The 15630-nt window shown below is 71.4% G+C and carries 15 protein-coding genes and 1 tRNA gene; 7 read left to right on the top strand and 9 right to left on the bottom strand.

From position 1 onward, the window contains the following. Both ACYVLT_RS09975 and aceE read right to left on the bottom strand, forming a co-directional pair. The gene (locus ACYVLT_RS09975; protein WP_461119845.1) at positions 1–2025 is read right to left on the bottom strand and encodes a nucleotidyl cyclase domain-containing protein; all 2025 of its coding nucleotides are present in this window, start codon (positions 2023–2025) and stop codon (positions 1–3) included. 157 nt (positions 2026–2182) lie between these two features. Beyond that, on the bottom strand, positions 2183–4933 hold the full coding sequence (gene aceE, locus ACYVLT_RS09970) for a pyruvate dehydrogenase (acetyl-transferring), homodimeric type (RefSeq protein ID WP_461119844.1): 2751 nt from the start codon (positions 4931–4933) through the stop codon (positions 2183–2185). Between the two features lie 295 nt (positions 4934–5228). Between aceE and ACYVLT_RS09965 the strand changes: the two genes are divergently transcribed. The 3 genes from ACYVLT_RS09965 to ACYVLT_RS09955 all read left to right on the top strand — a co-directional run bounded on the left by ACYVLT_RS09965 (position 5229) and on the right by ACYVLT_RS09955 (position 6360). Further along, a complete protein-coding gene (locus tag ACYVLT_RS09965) occupies positions 5229–5660 on the top strand; it encodes a DUF3052 domain-containing protein (RefSeq protein ID WP_461119843.1) in 432 nt (143 codons plus the stop codon). A 130-nt stretch (positions 5661–5790) separates the two neighbouring features. Next, positions 5791–6249, top strand: a complete 459-nt coding sequence (locus tag ACYVLT_RS09960; protein WP_461119842.1) for a peroxiredoxin — start codon at positions 5791–5793, stop codon at positions 6247–6249. 39 nt (positions 6250–6288) lie between these two features. Then, positions 6289–6360: transfer RNA gene (locus ACYVLT_RS09955), tRNA-Val, on the top strand. Between the two features lie 437 nt (positions 6361–6797). Here the strand turns inward: ACYVLT_RS09955 and ACYVLT_RS09950 are convergent. Together ACYVLT_RS09950 and ACYVLT_RS09945 are read right to left on the bottom strand one after the other, a co-directional pair. Then, a complete protein-coding gene (locus tag ACYVLT_RS09950) occupies positions 6798–7685 on the bottom strand; it encodes an MOSC domain-containing protein (RefSeq protein ID WP_461119841.1) in 888 nt (295 codons plus the stop codon). 21 nt (positions 7686–7706) lie between these two features. Next, positions 7707–8135: a DUF6119 family protein gene (locus ACYVLT_RS09945; RefSeq protein WP_461119840.1), complete on the bottom strand. Its 429-nt coding sequence runs from the start codon at positions 8133–8135 to the stop codon at positions 7707–7709. Positions 8136–8585: 450 nt separating this feature from the next. Here ACYVLT_RS09945 and ACYVLT_RS09940 point away from each other — a divergent pair, with 450 nt between their 5' ends. Together ACYVLT_RS09940 and ACYVLT_RS09935 are read left to right on the top strand one after the other, a co-directional pair. Then, complete coding sequence (locus tag ACYVLT_RS09940; RefSeq protein ID WP_461119839.1) at positions 8586–8876, top strand: hypothetical protein; 291 nt, start codon at positions 8586–8588, stop codon at positions 8874–8876. Positions 8877–8900: 24 nt separating this feature from the next. After that, on the top strand, positions 8901–9938 hold the full coding sequence (locus ACYVLT_RS09935; RefSeq protein WP_461119838.1) for a saccharopine dehydrogenase family protein: 1038 nt from the start codon (positions 8901–8903) through the stop codon (positions 9936–9938). Here ACYVLT_RS09935 and lipA read toward each other — a convergent pair. Genes lipA through ACYVLT_RS09920 form a run of 3 tightly spaced genes read right to left on the bottom strand, consistent with a single transcriptional unit; the run spans position 9918 to position 12359 of the window. Beyond that, positions 9918–10922 carry a lipoyl synthase gene (gene lipA, locus ACYVLT_RS09930; protein ID WP_461119837.1) on the bottom strand — a complete coding sequence of 335 codons (1005 nt, stop codon included), beginning with the start codon at positions 10920–10922 and terminating at the stop codon, positions 9918–9920. The two genes, ACYVLT_RS09935 and lipA, sit on opposite strands and share 21 nt — an antisense overlap. A 15-nt stretch (positions 10923–10937) precedes the next feature. Next, complete coding sequence (locus ACYVLT_RS09925) at positions 10938–11879, bottom strand: oxidoreductase (RefSeq protein WP_461119836.1); 942 nt, start codon at positions 11877–11879, stop codon at positions 10938–10940. A 21-nt stretch (positions 11880–11900) separates the two neighbouring features. Further along, positions 11901–12359 carry a hypothetical protein gene (locus ACYVLT_RS09920; protein WP_461119835.1) on the bottom strand — a complete coding sequence of 153 codons (459 nt, stop codon included), beginning with the start codon at positions 12357–12359 and terminating at the stop codon, positions 11901–11903. 131 nt (positions 12360–12490) lie between these two features. Between ACYVLT_RS09920 and ACYVLT_RS09915 the strand changes: the two genes are divergently transcribed. Beyond that, positions 12491–13153 (top strand): TetR/AcrR family transcriptional regulator, encoded by a 663-nt coding sequence (locus ACYVLT_RS09915; protein ID WP_461120157.1) that lies wholly within the window; start codon positions 12491–12493, stop codon positions 13151–13153. A 58-nt stretch (positions 13154–13211) separates the two neighbouring features. Further along, positions 13212–14144, top strand: coding sequence for an LLM class F420-dependent oxidoreductase (locus ACYVLT_RS09910; RefSeq protein ID WP_461119834.1), 933 nt, complete (start codon positions 13212–13214; stop codon positions 14142–14144). Here the strand turns inward: ACYVLT_RS09910 and ACYVLT_RS09905 are convergent. Further along, positions 14129–14602, bottom strand: coding sequence for an ArsR/SmtB family transcription factor (locus tag ACYVLT_RS09905; RefSeq protein ID WP_461119833.1), 474 nt, complete (start codon positions 14600–14602; stop codon positions 14129–14131). The genes ACYVLT_RS09910 and ACYVLT_RS09905 overlap by 16 nt on opposite strands. Positions 14603–14612: 10 nt before the next feature. Then, the gene (locus ACYVLT_RS09900) at positions 14613–15599 is read right to left on the bottom strand and encodes a serine hydrolase (RefSeq protein WP_461119832.1); all 987 of its coding nucleotides are present in this window, start codon (positions 15597–15599) and stop codon (positions 14613–14615) included. Positions 15600–15630 lie beyond the last annotated feature (31 nt).

The following is a 15630-nucleotide window of genomic DNA, read 5'->3' as shown; positions in this document are numbered from 1 at the left end:
TCACATCCCCCAAGCGCCGTGCGCTATCTCGTCCAAGGCGTCTTCCTGGCGCTCAGTCGGGCCGGAGCCGTTCTTGTCGACGATCTCGTGGCAACGCCCGCCGTGGTCGTTCGCGGCGGCGTAGAGGGCCGTTGAGGGCCCGCACGACCCGTCCGTGAATCCGATGGCCACCACCTCGACCGGGCCGCCGACGGTCCTCACCGCCGGGGCCGGGGCCCGCGACGCCAGCACGACGACGGCCGCTCGCCGTTGGACGCCTTCCTCGACCACGCGCTCGGACAGCGGCAGGGTGATCACCTCGTCGTGCGGGCCGGCCAGCAGCCGCACCTGCTGGAGGACCAGGTTCGCGTCGGGGGAGCCGTCACCGGCCACGGCGATCACCCGTCCCCGGCTCGCGGCGGTCCACGCGTCGCGCATCGTCCGCGCGTCCAGCTCGACCGGCAGCGTCCGCGGCTGGCCGGGTCGCACGCCCGGTCCCGCGTCCGAGCCGACGTCCCAGTTCACGTCCCGGAACCCCGACCGCCGGAACTGGTCCTGGGCACCGGCCGACAGCAGGTACTCCCGGAACCGGTCCACGATTCCCCGCCGCCGCTCGTTCGCCGGCCGGGTCGGCCGCTCGACCTCCACGAACGGGTGGTCCAGCACCAGCGCGCCGTCCTTCGGGTAGAGCACCCGGCACCCCTTCGTCCCGGTCACGGCCTTCTCCGAGCCGACCAGCACCACGTCACCGGCGCAGGGCTGCTCGGCCGTCGTGCCCCGGGTGGCCTCGTGGAGCCTGCGGGCCGCCTCCGACGTCTTCAGGAACAGCCCGCCCAACTCGTGGTGCGCCAGCGCGGCGGCGGCGACCACACCGACGCCCGACGACACGTCCACGGCGGCCGGCCGCCCCGCGTACCCCCAGTCGAACTCGCCGTCCGGCGTCGCGATCCGGGCGGCCAGCTCCTCCGACGCGCCGAGCACCACCGGCGACAGCGCCACGCTCCCTCGCGGGCGCAGCACCGTGTCGGTGCGCGTGCGCAGCGCCGTCTCGACGGACCGGACCTCCGCGGTGCTGTCCGGCAACCAGACGTGCGGCTCGGGGCCGACGCCGGTGAGGTCGCTCGCCGACCAGCCCCGGCCCAGCGCGGCGGCGGCCTTCTCGTCGTCCACGGGGCCGCTGAACACGAGCGCGTCGAGCTCCTTGCACTCCAGGGCGTTGTGCCGCCGCGAGTCCTTCTCGAACTCCAGCGCGATCGAGCGGATCACCGCCTCCGACTCGCGCGACGTCAGCACGTTGAGCTGGACCGGGGACGGGCAGGGCGGTACCACGGGCGGCGTGGCGTCGGCGGCGTTCGTCAGGCCGACGACCAGCAGCGGCACCACCAGCAGGACACGCTCCCACCGGGGTTTTCGGCCCGGCGGCCGGGGCTCCTCCACGATCGGGTCGTCTTCGTGCACCTCGACCGGCACGCCGTTGGGCACGTACAGCCAGGCGCGCCCGCGGACCTCCTTGACGTCGACGTGGACCCGGCGGAACGACTCCGGGTCCAGCGCCGGGTCGGGCCGCACCACGTCGTCGTAGAACCGGTCGGAGACGATCAGCGCGAACAACGCGGTCGAGCGGTCCAGCGCGGCGCGCAGCGGCTTGGCGTCGAGCAGCCGGAACGCCAGCGTCACCTCGTCGCCGACCACGCCGTGCTCGTCGTGCTGCACCTCGCCCGCCGTGATCGCGATCCGCAGCCGGATCCGGGCCTCCTCGTTGCGGGTGGCGTTGTAGCGGCGCAACTCGCCCAGCAGGGCGTGCGGCAGGCCGCCGACCACCCGGCTCTTCGGCACGTCGGCGGGCACGAGCACGAACACGCCGTCGCCGCGGTCCTCGTGGTGGGTCGCCGACCAGTTCAGCCCGCTGTCCTCGAACGCGGCCTCCAGCGCCGCGTACAGCCCGCGCCGGATCTCCTCCTGGGGACGGCGCAGCCGCTGCCCGAACCCGGACACGTCCACGACCACCACCGTGCGGTGCAACGCGTGTTGTGGCTGCGTCCCCACTGCGACCCCTCGTTGGAACGCCGAATTGTGGGGCAAGTCTATGGGGCGGATCACAACCCGCAGCGGCAACGGGGATATTTCCGCTGGTCGGCCGCATTTCTGCGGAAAGCCGAAGGGCGGCCCGCCACCGCGGACCGCCCTTCGAACCAGCCGACGATCAGGCCAGGCCGGCGTCCGAGGTGGACGGGCCCGCCGCGCTCACGTCGTCGATCTTGTACTTGCGGGCCGCCTGCACGACCAGCGACTGCTGGATCTCGCCGCGCCTGGCCAGCGCCGCCAGCGTGGCGACCACGACCGACTCGGCGTCGACCAGGAAGTGCCGCCGCGCCGCCGGCCGGGTGTCGGAGAACCCGAACCCGTCGGTGCCCAGCGTGGTCATGTCCGTCGGCACGTACGGCCGGATCAGGTCCGGCACCGCGCTCATCCAGTCCGACACCGCCACCACGGGACCCGCCGCGTCGGCCAGCACCTGCGTGACGTAGGGCACGCGCGGCTCCTGGTCGGGGTGCTGCAGGTTGTGCCGGTCGACCTCGACCGCCTCGCGCCGCAGCTCCGAGTACGACGTCGCGGACCACACGTCGGCCTGCACGCCCCACTCCTCGGCCAGCATCTGCTGCGCCTTGATCGCCCACGGCATCGCCACGCCCGACGCCATCAGCTGCGCCCGCGGACCGCTCTGCACCGACGCCACCCGGTACCGGTACAGGCCCTTGAGCAGGCCCTCGACGTCCAGGTCCGCCGGCTCGGCCGGCTGCTGGTACGGCTCGTTGTAGACGGTCATGTAGTAGAAGACGTTCTCGGCGTTCTCGCCGTACATCCGCCGCAGGCCGTCCTTGACGATGTGCGCCACCTCGAACGACCACGCCGGGTCGTACGCCACCACGGCGGGGTTGGTGTGCGCCAGCAGCAGCGAGTGCCCGTCCGCGTGCTGGAGGCCCTCACCGGTCAACGTGGTGCGGCCGGCCGTGGCGCCCAGCACGAAACCGCGCGCCATCTGGTCCGCCGCCGCCCACAGGCCGTCACCGGTGCGCTGGAACCCGAACATCGAGTAGAAGATGTAGATCGGGATCATCGGCTCGCCGTGCGTGGCGTACGACGTGCCCGCCGCGGTGAACGACGCCGTCGACCCGGCCTCGTTGATGCCCTCGTGCAGGATCTGGCCCTGCTCGCTCTCCTTGTACGCCAGCATCAGCTGGGCGTCCACGGAGGTGTACATCTGCCCGTTCGGGTTGTAGATCTTCTGCGCCGGGAACATCGAGTCCATGCCGAACGTGCGCGCCTCGTCCGGGATGATCGGCACGATGCGGCCGCCGATCTCCGGGTCCTTGGCCAGGTCGCGGACCAGCCGGACGAACGCCATCGTGGTGGCGACCTCCTGCTTGCCCGAGCCCCGCTTGATCACGTCGTAGACCTTGTCACCGGGCAGCACCAGCGCCTTGGACTTCGTCCGCCGCTCCGGCACGAACCCGCCGAGCTGCTTGCGCCGCTCCAGCAGGTACTGGATCTCCGGGGAGTCCTTGCCGGGGTGGTAGTACGGCGGCAGGTACGGGTCCAGGTCCTTGTCCTCGATCGGGATGCGCAGGCTGTCCCGGAAGAGCTTCAGGTCCTCGTGGGTCATCTTCTTCATCTGGTGCGTGGCGTTGCGCGCCGCGAAGTGCGGGCCCAGGCCGTAGCCCTTGATGGTCTTGGCGAGGATGACCGTCGGCTGGCCGTGGTGCTCCACCGCCGCCTTGTACGCCGCGTAGACCTTGCGGTAGTCGTGGCCGCCGCGCTTGAGGTTCCACACCTCGTCGTCGGACATCGGCGAGACCAGCTCCTTGGTGCGCGGGTCGCGCCCGAAGAAGTGCTCCTTGACGTACGCGCCGTCGTTGGCCTTGTAGGTCTGGTAGTCGCCGTCCGGCGTGGTGTTCATCAGGTTGACCAGCGCGCCGTCGCGGTCGGCGTGCAGCAGGGAGTCCCACTCACGGCCCCAGATGACCTTGATGACGTTCCAGCCCGCGCCGCGGAAGAACGCCTCCAGCTCCTGGATGATCTTGCCGTTGCCGCGCACCGGGCCGTCGAGGCGCTGCAGGTTGCAGTTCACCACGAAGGTCAGGTTGTCCAGCTGCTCGTTGGCCGCGACCTGGAGCAGGCCGCGCGACTCCGGCTCGTCCATCTCGCCGTCGCCGAGGAACGCCCAGACGTGCTGGTCGGAGGTGTCCTTGATGCCGCGGTCGCGCAGGTAGCGGTTGAACCGCGCCTGGTAGATCGCGTTCATCGGGCCCAGGCCCATGGAGACGGTCGGGAACTCCCAGAAGTCCGGCATCAGCCGCGGGTGCGGGTACGACGGCAGGCCGCCACCCGGTCCGGCGTGCGAGAACTCCTGGCGGAAGCCGTCGAGCTGCTCGGCGCTCAACCGGCCTTCGAGGAACGCGCGAGCGTACACGCCGGGCGAAGCGTGGCCCTGGATGAACACGTGGTCACCGCCACCGGGGTGGTCCTTGCCCCGGAAGAAGTGGTTGAAGCCGACCTCGTAGAGGCTCGCGGACGACGCGTAGGTCGAGATGTGACCGCCGACGCCGACGCCGGGCCGCTGCGCGCGGTGCACGGTCATCGCCGCGTTCCACCGGACCCAGGCCCGGTAGCGGCGCTCCACCTCCTCGTCGCCGGGGAACCACGGCTCGCGCTCGGTGGGGATGGTGTTCACGTAATCCGTGCTGGTCAGCGACGGGACGCCGACGTGGCTCTCCCTGGCCCGCTCGAGCAGCCGCAGCATCAGGTAGCGGGCGCGCTGCTGCCCGCCGCCCTTGAGCGCGGCGTCGAACGACTCCAGCCACTCCGCGGTCTCCTCCGGGTCGATGTCGGGGAGGTGGGCGGCCAGACCGTCACGGATGACGCGTACCCGCTCGGGGGGGTTCTGCGGGGCCAAGGGATCTCCTCGTTCCGGTGTCTTCTGTCTCCATCGTCGCCTGCTGGTCACGGTCCCGTCACCTCTACCGGTGAGTAACTCTGGATCGTTTCCCTCGCGCGCGCGAATAGGAGGTGTGTAGAGCGTGCCTCATCCGGTCGGAGTACCGCACTCGGGGGTACCCGATGCGGCGTGTCTTGGCCGTTACGGTTGCGCGTGGCGGGGCAGACAGTGTTCGCTAGCCGCGACTGGTAGTGACATCGCGCGGCAGTCGTACCCCGGCTGCCGCTCTTGTGTACTTGGAGGAGTGGAAGCCGTGGTCGCCGCGGAAGACGCCGGCAAGATCGGTGTCGCCGACAGGCTCGGGATCGAACCGGGCAGCGTGGTCCAGGAGATCGGCTGGGACGAGGACGTCGACGACGACCTCCGCGCCGCGATCGAGGAGCGGGTGGGCGGTGATCTGCTCGATGAGGACTCCGACGAGGTCATGGACGTGGTCCTGCTGTGGTGGCGCGAGGAGGACGGCGACCTGGCCGACGCCTTGATCAACGCCACCACGTCGTTGGCGGACGACGGCGTGATCTGGGTGCTGACGCCCAAGACGGGGCGGGCCGGTCACGTCGAGCCGAGCGACATCGCCGAGGCCGTGTCCACCGCGGGGCTCGCCCAGACCTCCAACATCACGGTGAGCGGTGACTGGTCCGCGACCAGGCTCGTCTCCCCGAAGTCGGCCAAGACGAAGCGCTAGCCACGACGAGTCGCCGACCGCCCATGCCCTAGGCTCGACGGCGGGCTCCCCGATCGGGTGGAGCCCGTTCTTCGGGTTGCCCGGCTTCGGGTTCGGTTCGGGTCGGTTCGTCTTGGTGGAGGGGTTTGCATTGGTCGAGGTTGGCGCTCTGGCCCCGGACTTCACGCTCAACGACTACAACAAGCAGCCCGTGACGCTCTCCTCGTTCCGCGGGGAGCGCAACGTGCTGCTGGTGTTCTACCCGTTCGCGTTCAGCGGCATCTGCACCGGCGAGCTGTGCCAGGTGCGCGACGAACTGGCCGCGTACGAGGACGAGAACGTGCAGGTCATCGGTGTGTCCGTGGACACACCGTTCAGCTTGAAGGCGTGGGCCGCCCAAGAGGCCTACCAGTTCCCGCTGCTGTCGGACTTCTGGCCGCACGGACAGGTCGCGCAGGCCTACGGCGTGTTCAACGAGAAGGCGGGCCTGGCCAACCGCGGCACGTTCCTCGTCGACACCGCAGGCATCGTCCGCTACGCCGAGGTCAACGCCCCCGGCGAGCCCCGCGACCAGGAAGCCTGGAAGAAGGCCGTCGCCGCCCTGGCCTGATACCTTCTGGCGCCGGCCAACCGACCGCCGGCGCTTCGGGGGCGCGTAGCTCAGCGGAAGAGCACTCGGCTTACACCCGAGCGGTCGCAGGTTCGAACCCTGCCGCGCCCACTGTGCTGGTGCGGGGGTGCAACCCCCGCGCCCCGCCCGGCGGGCTCCGCCCCCGGACCCCCGCCGGGGCTGTCGCCCCTGACCCCCCGTTGGTGGGCGCCGCTTCAGCGCTTCGCGCCTTCGCTTCGCCCTCTGAAGCCTCGTCTGCCGCCACTTTGGACGATCGGTTGGGGGTTTTCCGCGCACGCAGTGGTGCAAGCCCTCCAGGGCGCCTGTCGGCCACACCGCACGACCGTCAGCTCTCGGAGCTTGACCGGCCGGCCAGCCCATCGGTGTCTCGATCCGGACCGCGAGTCCTTACCCGCAGCCCATCACGCAAGAGCACAGCTTCACGATCATCGTGAGGTCTTCTGCTGTCGACACGAAGGTCGGCGAGTGGCGTAACGCGGACGCGAGCCGCGTGATTGCGCGCAACCCATGCGTGCTCGGGCGTACGGCTAGTGGCTGACGGGGGCCCGGGCCACTCCCGACAGGTCGGTTTCGGAACGTTCGACGGTGGTGAGGACGTCGCCGACCGCGATTCGGCCAGGCTGGAGGACGGCGTATTTCGCGCCGAATGCGATGCCGTCCGGGGTGCGGCGGTAAGTGGCGAGGGTGCGCAGTGGTTCGGGGCCGGCGCGGGTGCCGGTTGGTTGGTCGACTGTGGTGACGACGCAGCGGGTCGCGGGTTTGGCGTAGCCGAGGTCCACGGCGCCCGTGGTGAGGTGGAGGGCGTGGTCCTCCTCGTGGGCTTGCCAGCCGTCGACGACGATGTTCGGGCGGAAACGGCTGATGGGGACCGGATGGCCGCCGTTGGTGGTGATGCGGTCGTTCAGGTCACGCAGTGAGGTCGTGGAGAGCAGGTGCACCGGGCAGCTGTCGGCGTAGCCGGACGTGCCGGGGGTGAGGCCGTCGGTGATGCGGTGGTGCTCGGGTGGTGCCAGCACGAGCCTGCTCGGCTTGCCCAGCACGGCGGTCAGCCAGGTTGCGACGTCCTCACCCAGGTCGATGCCGGTGTAGGGCACGCCGAACAGGGTGATCGGCCGCCGTGGCGCGGTCGTGTCGATCGGTACGTGGACGGTGCCCGCGGTGGGTGCGGAGAGGGTGAGTTGCTCGTCGTCGACGGTGGGCTGGATGGTGGCGAGCAGGGGGTCGCGGCGCTGGGAGCGGAAGGTGCCGGCGAGGTCGGTGACCAGGAAGCGGCGGTCGTGGGCGAGGCCCGCGCGGCCCAGGACGCCGGTCGGCACGCGGATGCCGGCGCAGCCCTTCACCGGGTAGTGGTACAGCGCGGAGATCGTCGCCATGTCGGCGACACTAGCCGTGGTCGGAGGCAGGCCGGTCGCCATTGGTCGAGCGTCACGCGGCGGTCAGGCGGCGTGGCCGCGTCTTTCGCGCAACTCGCGCCAACGGCCCTCGTGCAGGCGGTAGACGCGGCGGCCGATCTCGGTCTCGAACGCGATCCAGCGGTCCATCGGAATGGGTGCGGTGAGCAGTTCTTCGCGCTCCTGGTCGGCGCACGGGATCAAGCGGGACTGCTTCAGTTCGTCGGTCCGGGCGAACTCGGGTATTCGCGCGAAGCGGGCGGTGATGGTGGTGACGTCCAGGGTGCGGTCGAGGGGGAGTGGGCCGTAGCCGCCGACGTCGTTCGTGCGGAACGCGACCGTGTCCGCGGCCCGTTGCGCGGCGGCCGCGGGCCAGCGCAACGCCAGCTTGCCGAATCGGGTGCTGCCGCCCAGAGCGGCTGCGAGTCGACGTTCCAGGGCGATCAGCAGGGTGTCGTCTTCGATGGTGTTCACGGCGGCCTTGAGCTCCCTCGGCGGGCGCGGCGGAATGGGCGAATAGTTCGACCATGGCCCACGAAAGGGTGGAACGGCTCGGCCTGTCGCTGAACGGCGGATGGTCTGAGCTCAGCGGTGGGAACCGCCGGCCCGGGCCGATGAGGTGCGCAGACGTGGGTTCGGGCACGCTGCGGCGCGGTCTTGCGCGTATTGGGTGGGGCCTGCGGAAAGCAAGTCACTCGATCGAGTGGTTACCGGGTTTCCGGGTGATCGCGGCCGGCGGAATCGGTCGCGCGGCACCGCCGTGAATGGTTCGACTGGTCGGGTTGAAGGGCCGCGGGACCGTTCGGCGCGCCAAGGTGTCCGCTTACCCCTAGTAGGCCGGATGGCCCATTAGGGGCTGCTAACCGGATCCCCCTATGTGACATCCCCCTATCCCGGCGCGTGTCGAAGACGTAACTTCCTCACATGTCGCCCAGGGCGGTCACCGCGGTGGTTGGTGTTGCGTTCTTCCTGGCCGGCCTGCTGATCATGCTGCTGCCGCTGTCCACCGACTCGCCGGTGGGCGTCCCGATTTCCTGCGGCAACAGCCTGGCCATGGGGTTCGACGCCCTGGCGGTCGAGGCCGAGGGCGCGGCGTTCGTCGAGATCTGCGGCCGGCTGCGCATGGAGCGGTTGGCGTGGGCCGCGCCGGTGTGCGTGGTGGGTGTGTTGTTGGTGGCGGGCAGCATCGTGGTGCGGCGGCGGTCGTCGAGTTAGCTACCTGCTAGTAGCTTCTACCGCATGAGGTGGATGGTCTACGGCGCATACGGGTTCACGGGCACGCTCGTCGCGGAACTGGCGGTGCGGCGGGGGTTGCGGCCGGTGTTGGCGGGGCGTGACGCGGCGAAGGTGCGTCCCCTCGCCGAACGGCTGGGGTTGGAGCACCGGGTCTTCGGGCTCGACCGGGCGGCGGAGGCGTTGGAGGACGTGGACGCGGTCGCCCACTGCGCCGGGCCGTTCTCGTCGACCTCCGGGCCGATGGTGGACGCGTGCATCAAGAACGGCACGCACTACGTGGACATCACCGGCGAGATCGACGTCTTCGAGGCCGTGAGCCGGCGCGACGACGAGGCGAAGCGCGCCGGGGTGGTGCTGCTGCCCGGCGCCGGCTTCGACGTCGTCCCCACCGACTGCCTCGCGGCCATGCTGCACGCCGCCCTGCCCACGGCCACGCACCTGGACCTCGCGTTCCTGGTCCAGGGCGGCGCCAGCGCGGGCACGGCGCTGACCGCCGTCGAGGGCTCGGGCGGCGGGGGACGGGCACGGGTGGACGGCGAGATCCGCGGCGTGCGGCTGGGCCACCGCCGACGCACGGCGCACTTCCGCGACCGGCCGCGCGAGGTCGGCGCCATCCCGTGGGGTGACGTGAGCACCGCCTACCGGTCCACCGGCATCCCGAACATCACCACGTTCACCACGATCCCGGGCGTGCTGGGCAAGCTCCAGCCGCTCACCGGGCCGCTGCTGCGCACGGGCCCGGCGCAACGGCTCGGCAAGGCGCTGGCCAAGCGCATCGGCGGTCCGAACGGCACCACCAGGGCCAGGACGCGCTGCGAGGTGTTCGGCGAGGCGTGGGACGACGACGGCAACCGGGTCCGGGCCGCGCTCACCGGACCGAACGCCTACGACCTCACCGCCGACTCGGTGATCAAGGCGATCCAACGCCTGGCCGACACGACCCCCGGCGCGCACACGCCGTCCAGCGCCTTCGGAGCGGACTACGTCCGAGCGCTGGACGGCGTGGTGCTCGACGAACCCTCAGCGGGCCGACAGCAGTGAGGTGATCTCCTGCGCCGCGCCGCCCGCCTCCAGCAGGTGGCGCAGGTTCTCCGGCAGCACGTCGCCGCGCTTCTGCACGGCCTGCGCGTACAGCCGCCCGGCGCGGTAGGACGAGCGGACCAGGGGACCGGCCATGACGCCGGAGAACCCGATGCCCTCGGCGGTCTCCTTGTGCGTCACGAACTCCTCCGGCTTCACCCACCGCTCCACCGGGTGGTGCCGGGGCGAGGGCCGCAGGTACTGCGTGATGGTGATGATCTCGCAGCCCGCGTCGTACAGGTCGTTGAGCGCCTCGGTGACCTCGTCCGGCGTCTCGCCCATGCCCAGGATCAGGTTGGACTTGGTCACCAGGCCGGCCTCGCGGGCCGCGGTGATGACCTCCAGCGACCGCTCGTAGCGGAACGCCGGCCGGATGCGCTTGAAGATGCGCGGCACGGTCTCCAGGTTGTGCGCCAGGACCTCCGGGCGCGACGAGAACACCTCGGCCAGCTGCTCGGGCACCGCGTTGAAGTCCGGGATCAGCAGCTCGACGCCGGTGCCCGGGTTCATCGCGTGGATCTGGCGGACGGTCTCGGCGTACAGCCACGCGCCGCCGTCCTCCAGGTCGTCACGCGCCACGCCGGTCACGGTCGAGTAGCGCAGACCCATGGCCTGCACCGACTCCGCCACCCGCCGCGGTTCATCGCGGTCGAGGTCGGCGGGCTTGCCGGTGTCGATCTGGCAGAAGTCGCAGCGACGGGTGCACTGCTCGCCACCGATCAGGAAGGTGGCCTCCCGGTCTTCCCAGCACTCGTAGATGTTGGGACAACCGGCTTCTTCGCACACCGTGTGCAAGCCCTCGCGTTTGACGAGGCCCTTGAGCTCCCGGTACTCGGGGCCCATCTTCGCCTTGGTCTTGATCCACGAGGGCTTCTTCTCGATGGGCGTTTGGCTGTTGCGGACTTCCAGCCGCAGCAGCTTCCGACCTTCAGGTACGACGGTCACGGGTTCAACCCTACGTCACGCGGGGTCGGGCGCTACGCCCGTGAGCTTGGCCGTCAAGTCCCACAAACGGCTTGCCGCGAGGTCGTCGCGGGCGGCCGTCGTCGACCCGACCGGCACCGGGTGGCCGCGCATCTCGCGGAAGCCGTCGGGCCCGTAGTAGCCGCCCGGCTCGACGTCGGGCGCCGTCGCCGCGTAGAGCTGCGGCAACGCACCGACCTCGACGGACTGCGAGAAGAAGTCGCTGATCCGGGTGCCGAACCCGAGCAGCGGGTTGCCCCGCGCGCGGGCCATGTTCGCGCTCAGCTCCGTGGCGGTGACGCCGGGGTGCGCGGCGACGGACGTCACGTCCACGCCCGCGGCCCTGGTCCGCCGGTCCAGCTCACGGGTGAACAGCAGGTTCGCCAGCTTGGACTGCCCGTAGGCGCCCCACGACGTGTACCGGCGCACCTCGTAGTTCGGGTCGGCCAGGTCGACCCGGCCCAGCTGGTGGGCCAGGCTGGCCACGGTGACCACGCGCGCGCCCGGACGGGTGCGCAACGCGGGCATGAGCAGCCACGTCAGCGCGGCGTGGCCGAGGTGATTGGTGCCGAACTGGCGCTCGAAGCCGTCGGCGGTGCGCCCCAGCGGCACCGCCATCACGCCCGCGTTGTTGACCAGCACGTCCAGCGCGTCACCGGTGAGCTCGCGCACCAGTGCGGCGGCCGACCGGACCGAGGACAGGTCGGCCAGGTCCAGGGTCACCAGCTCGGCCTTGCCGCCGGTGGCGAGCACCCGTTCCAGCGCGCGCTGCCCGCGTTCGGCGGACCGGCAGGCGAGCAGCACGCGCGCGCCCTTGCCCGCCAGCACCTCGGCGGTGCGCAGACCGAGGCCCGAGTTGGCCCCGGTGACCAGCGCGGTGCGCCCGCTCTGGTCCGGGATGTCGGCGGTGTCCCACTTCCGGGCGATCCACTTCGGCATGGGTCAATACCTACCAGGCGGTCACGCGCTCTTGGCGAGCCTGCGGTGCCCGCCCGCCACGACGCCCGGCCGCGTGCGGATCAGGTTCGCGAACGCCGCGCCGACGCGGGCGATCTCCGCGCCCGGCTCGGACAGCTCGGCCAGGCCCGCGGTGAGCGCCAGCAGGCGCTGCTCCCGCTCGACCGCCTCGGTCGAGGTCAGGTGCGCGTCGAGCACCGCGCGCAGCACCGGCTGCTCGGCGGCCAGTGCGCGCCACGTGCGCGCGACGATCTCGACGCGGTCGTCGTCGCCGTCCTCCAGCGCCGTGCCCAGCCGGCCGGTGAGCTGCTGCATCCAGCGGTAGTGCAACGCCAGGAGCAGGTCGTCCTCGGTGGCGAACAGGTCGCGGTCGAACGCGAGGGGTGCCGCGGGATCCCCCGCCGCGGCGCGGAGCACGGCGTCCAGAGCGTCGCGCCGTCGGTAGAAGTCGGACCAACTCATGATCACGCCCTCCTCTCGTGGTGACCGGCGTCATACCTGAGGTCTTTCGCATACCGTCGGTATGGCCGATAGGACGAACATACCACGAGTACGTACCGTCGGTATGTCGTACGGTTGTGAACGTGGTGACAGTGCGGTCGAGGCGGTTGGACTACTCGGAGTCGACGAGGCAGGCCCTCGTGGACAGTGCCGTGGAGCTGTTCACCAAACGGGGGTACGCGGGCACGTCGCTGGACGAGGTGGTCAAGCGGGCCAGGCTCACCAAGGGCGCGCTCTACCACCACTTCAGCGGCAAGCAGGCGTTGTTCGAGGCCGCCTTCGACTCGGTGGAGACCAAGTTCATCGAGAAGCTCGGCGAGATCGTCAGCGCGCCCGGCGACCCGTGGGAGACCGCGATCGCGGGCCTGCGCGCGTACGTGCGGGTGTGCCTGGAGCCCGCCTACCAGCGGATCGTGATCCACGAGGCGCCGGTGGTGATGGGCTGGGAGCGCTGGCGCGAGGCCGAGGAGCACTTCAGCTACGGCCTGCTGCGCTCCACCATCGAGGTCCTGGTCGACTCCGGCGAGCTGGAGCAGCTGCCGGTGGAGACGATGAGCAGGCTGCTGTTCGGTGCGCTGTCGGCGGGCGCGAGCACGATCGCCGGCGCGTCCGACCCGCGCAAGGCCAGCGCCGAGGTCGAGCGGACCATCGTGCGGGTGGTGGAGGGGCTGCGGATCACGCCGGAGGTCGCAAGCCCGGACGTCCCGGTCACCGCGCCCGTCGAGGAGAGGCGGTCGCGGTCGCGGCGCCGTTGACGCCTCGTCGAGACGCTCGGATCGCAGGCCGGTCGCACGGCCGACTAGCGTGATCGCGGTGGAACTCCGCATCTTCACCGAGCCCCAGCAAGGGGCCTCCTACGACGACCTGCTGGCGGTGGCGCGCACCGCCGAGGCCGCGGGCTACGACGCGTTCTTCCGCTCCGACCACTACCTCAAGATGGGTGGCGGGGACGGCCTGCCCGGCCCTACCGACGCCTGGATCACCCTCGCGGGCCTCGCCCGCGACACCGAGACCATCCGGCTCGGCACGCTGATGACCGCCGCCACGTTCCGCCACCCCGGTCCGCTGGCCATCTCGGTGGCGCAGGTGGACCGGATGTCCGGCGGCCGGGTCGAGTTCGGCTTCGGCGCGGGTTGGTACGAGGCCGAGCACACCGCCTACGGCCTGCCGTTCCCGGCCACGATCGAGCGCTTCGAGCGGTACGAGGAGCAGCTGGAGATCATCACCGGGCTGTGGAACACGCCGGTCGGGCAGACCTACGACTTCGCCGGCAAGCACTACCGGCTGGCCGACTCGCCCGCGCTGCCCAAGCCAGCGGGTCGGATCCCGGTGCTGGTCGGCGGCACGGGCCGCAAGCGCACGCCGGCGCTCGCGGCGCGGTTCGCCGACGAGTTCAACCTGCCGTTCCAGCCGGTGGACGCCGCGGTCGAGGTGCTCGCCCGGGTCGACGAGGCGTGCGGCGCGATCGGCCGCGACCCGGCGGAGGTCACCCGGTCCGCGGCCCTCGTGGTGTGCGTCGGGCGCGACGACGCGGAGGTCGCCCGGCGGGCCGCCGCCATCGGTCGCGAGGTCGCCGAACTGCGCGAGAACGGCGTGGCGGGCACGCCCGACGAGGTGGTGGACAAGCTCGGCGCGTGGCGTGCGAAGACCGGCATCAGCCGGGCCTACCTCCAGGTGCTGGACCTCGCCGACCTCGACCACGTCGAGCTGATCGCGGCCGCCGTCGCGCCTCAGCTGCGCAGCTGACCCGCGACGTCCGACGCGGCGGTGAGCAGGACGAGCACGGGGACGATCGCGTCCGGTCGCAACCGGTAGCTACCGCGCTTGTCCTGCTCCACCACGCCGGACGTGGTCAGCGCCTTGAGGTGGTGGTACAGCTGGCCGGTCGACCCGAGTCGGGCCGCCTCCTGCAACGCCGCCGCGGGCTGCCCGCCCTGCGCCAGCAGCGTCCGGACGAGCTCCACCCGCACCGGGTGCGCCAACGCGGACAGCACCTCGATCCGGGGCCGGTCCGGCAACGACAGCGTGCGCCCGGGGGTCAGGTCGATCCGCCACGAGACCCGGCCGTCGCCCACCGCGACCTGACCGCCGTAGCCGAACGCGCCGCCGTCGGCTTCCTCGGGTGACGGGAGCGGCTCCTGCTCGTCACCCTCCAGCGCGGCCACGCGCTGTTCCAGCTCGGCTAGTCGCTGCACCAGGTCCACCGCGGTGATCCTACGAGAGAGTCACGTGGAATTCCCGCAGGACAGCGGGCTCCACCAGGGCCTTTTGGACCAACCGCACCAGGTCGTCCGCGCGCGCGGACCACGCCTCGTCGACCTCGCGGATCAACACCGCCGCGCTGCCCACCCGGCCGTCCTCCCACCGCACGCCGAAGCCGACCGTGACGATCCCAGGCAGCGACCCGCCCTTGAACCCGATGCCCGCCACACCCGGCGGGAGCGGCTGACGGCGTTCGAGGTGCGTCCTGGCGAGCGGCACGGCGGTCATCGCCCGGTGCGCCTGGTTCAGCGCCGCCGCCGTGCCCGCCCACGTGCCCCGCGCCCAGGGCCGTTGACCCTCGTAGGTCTTCGGGATGTCGGGGAACCTCCCGATCACCTCCAGCTGCAACCGCGGATCACGCAGGTACCGCCGGACGTCCACCGGCCGCCCGAGCACGAGGTGCAGCACCTCGGCCAGGATCTCCGGCACCTCCAGGCCGGGCCACGCCACGGCGCCCAGGCGGTGGCGCAGGAAGTCCGCGGCGGCGTTGTCGCCGTGCCGGATCATCACCGAGGCCAGGTCGTCCAACGTGACCACCCGGTGCGGGTCGTCGGCCGTGACGCCGTTGGTGGACGGGATGCCCAGCGCCCGCAGCGAAGCTTGGTGCGCGCCGCCGTCCAGGCCCAGGTAGTACTGCTCCCACGCGCCGACGCGCACCTCCTCGTCCGGCCGCGCCAGGCCGGTCTCGACGGCCTCCGCGTACGCGGCCAGGTGCACGACCTGCACCGCCGACGCCAACGGCTGCCGCTCGTGCGGCCGGTGCGCGACCCGACCACCGCGCCCGTCGTCCAGCGCCACGGCCACGTGCCGCGGGTTGGCCCGGAACCAGGCGAGCCAGTCGTCGGGCTGGGCGGTCGCGTTCGCGGGCACGGCGGGCAGGAGCGTGGCGGCGCCGGCCGCCCCGCAGGTGCGGAACAGGTGTCGTCGGGTCAGGGGCACGACGAAACTCCCTCCTGGTAATCCGTAATTC

The sequence above is a fragment of the Saccharothrix stipae genome (assembly GCF_054781895.1).
This window is presented reverse-complemented; position numbering and strand designations above follow the sequence as displayed.

Bases quoted from the DNA above. Each gene is read 5' to 3' on its own strand.
- ACYVLT_RS09920 (WP_461119835.1), bottom strand. From the start codon at position 12,359: ATGAGTTGGTCCGACTTCTACCGACGGCGCGACGCTCTGGACGCCGTG.
- ACYVLT_RS09950 (WP_461119841.1), bottom strand. From the start codon at position 7,685: ATGGCGACCGGCCTGCCTCCGACCACGGCTAGTGTCGCCGACATGGCG.
- ACYVLT_RS09925 (WP_461119836.1), bottom strand. From the start codon at position 11,879: ATGCCGAAGTGGATCGCCCGGAAGTGGGACACCGCCGACATCCCGGAC.
- ACYVLT_RS09935 (WP_461119838.1), top strand. From the start codon at position 8,901: ATGAGGTGGATGGTCTACGGCGCATACGGGTTCACGGGCACGCTCGTC.
- ACYVLT_RS09940 (WP_461119839.1), top strand. From the start codon at position 8,586: ATGTCGCCCAGGGCGGTCACCGCGGTGGTTGGTGTTGCGTTCTTCCTG.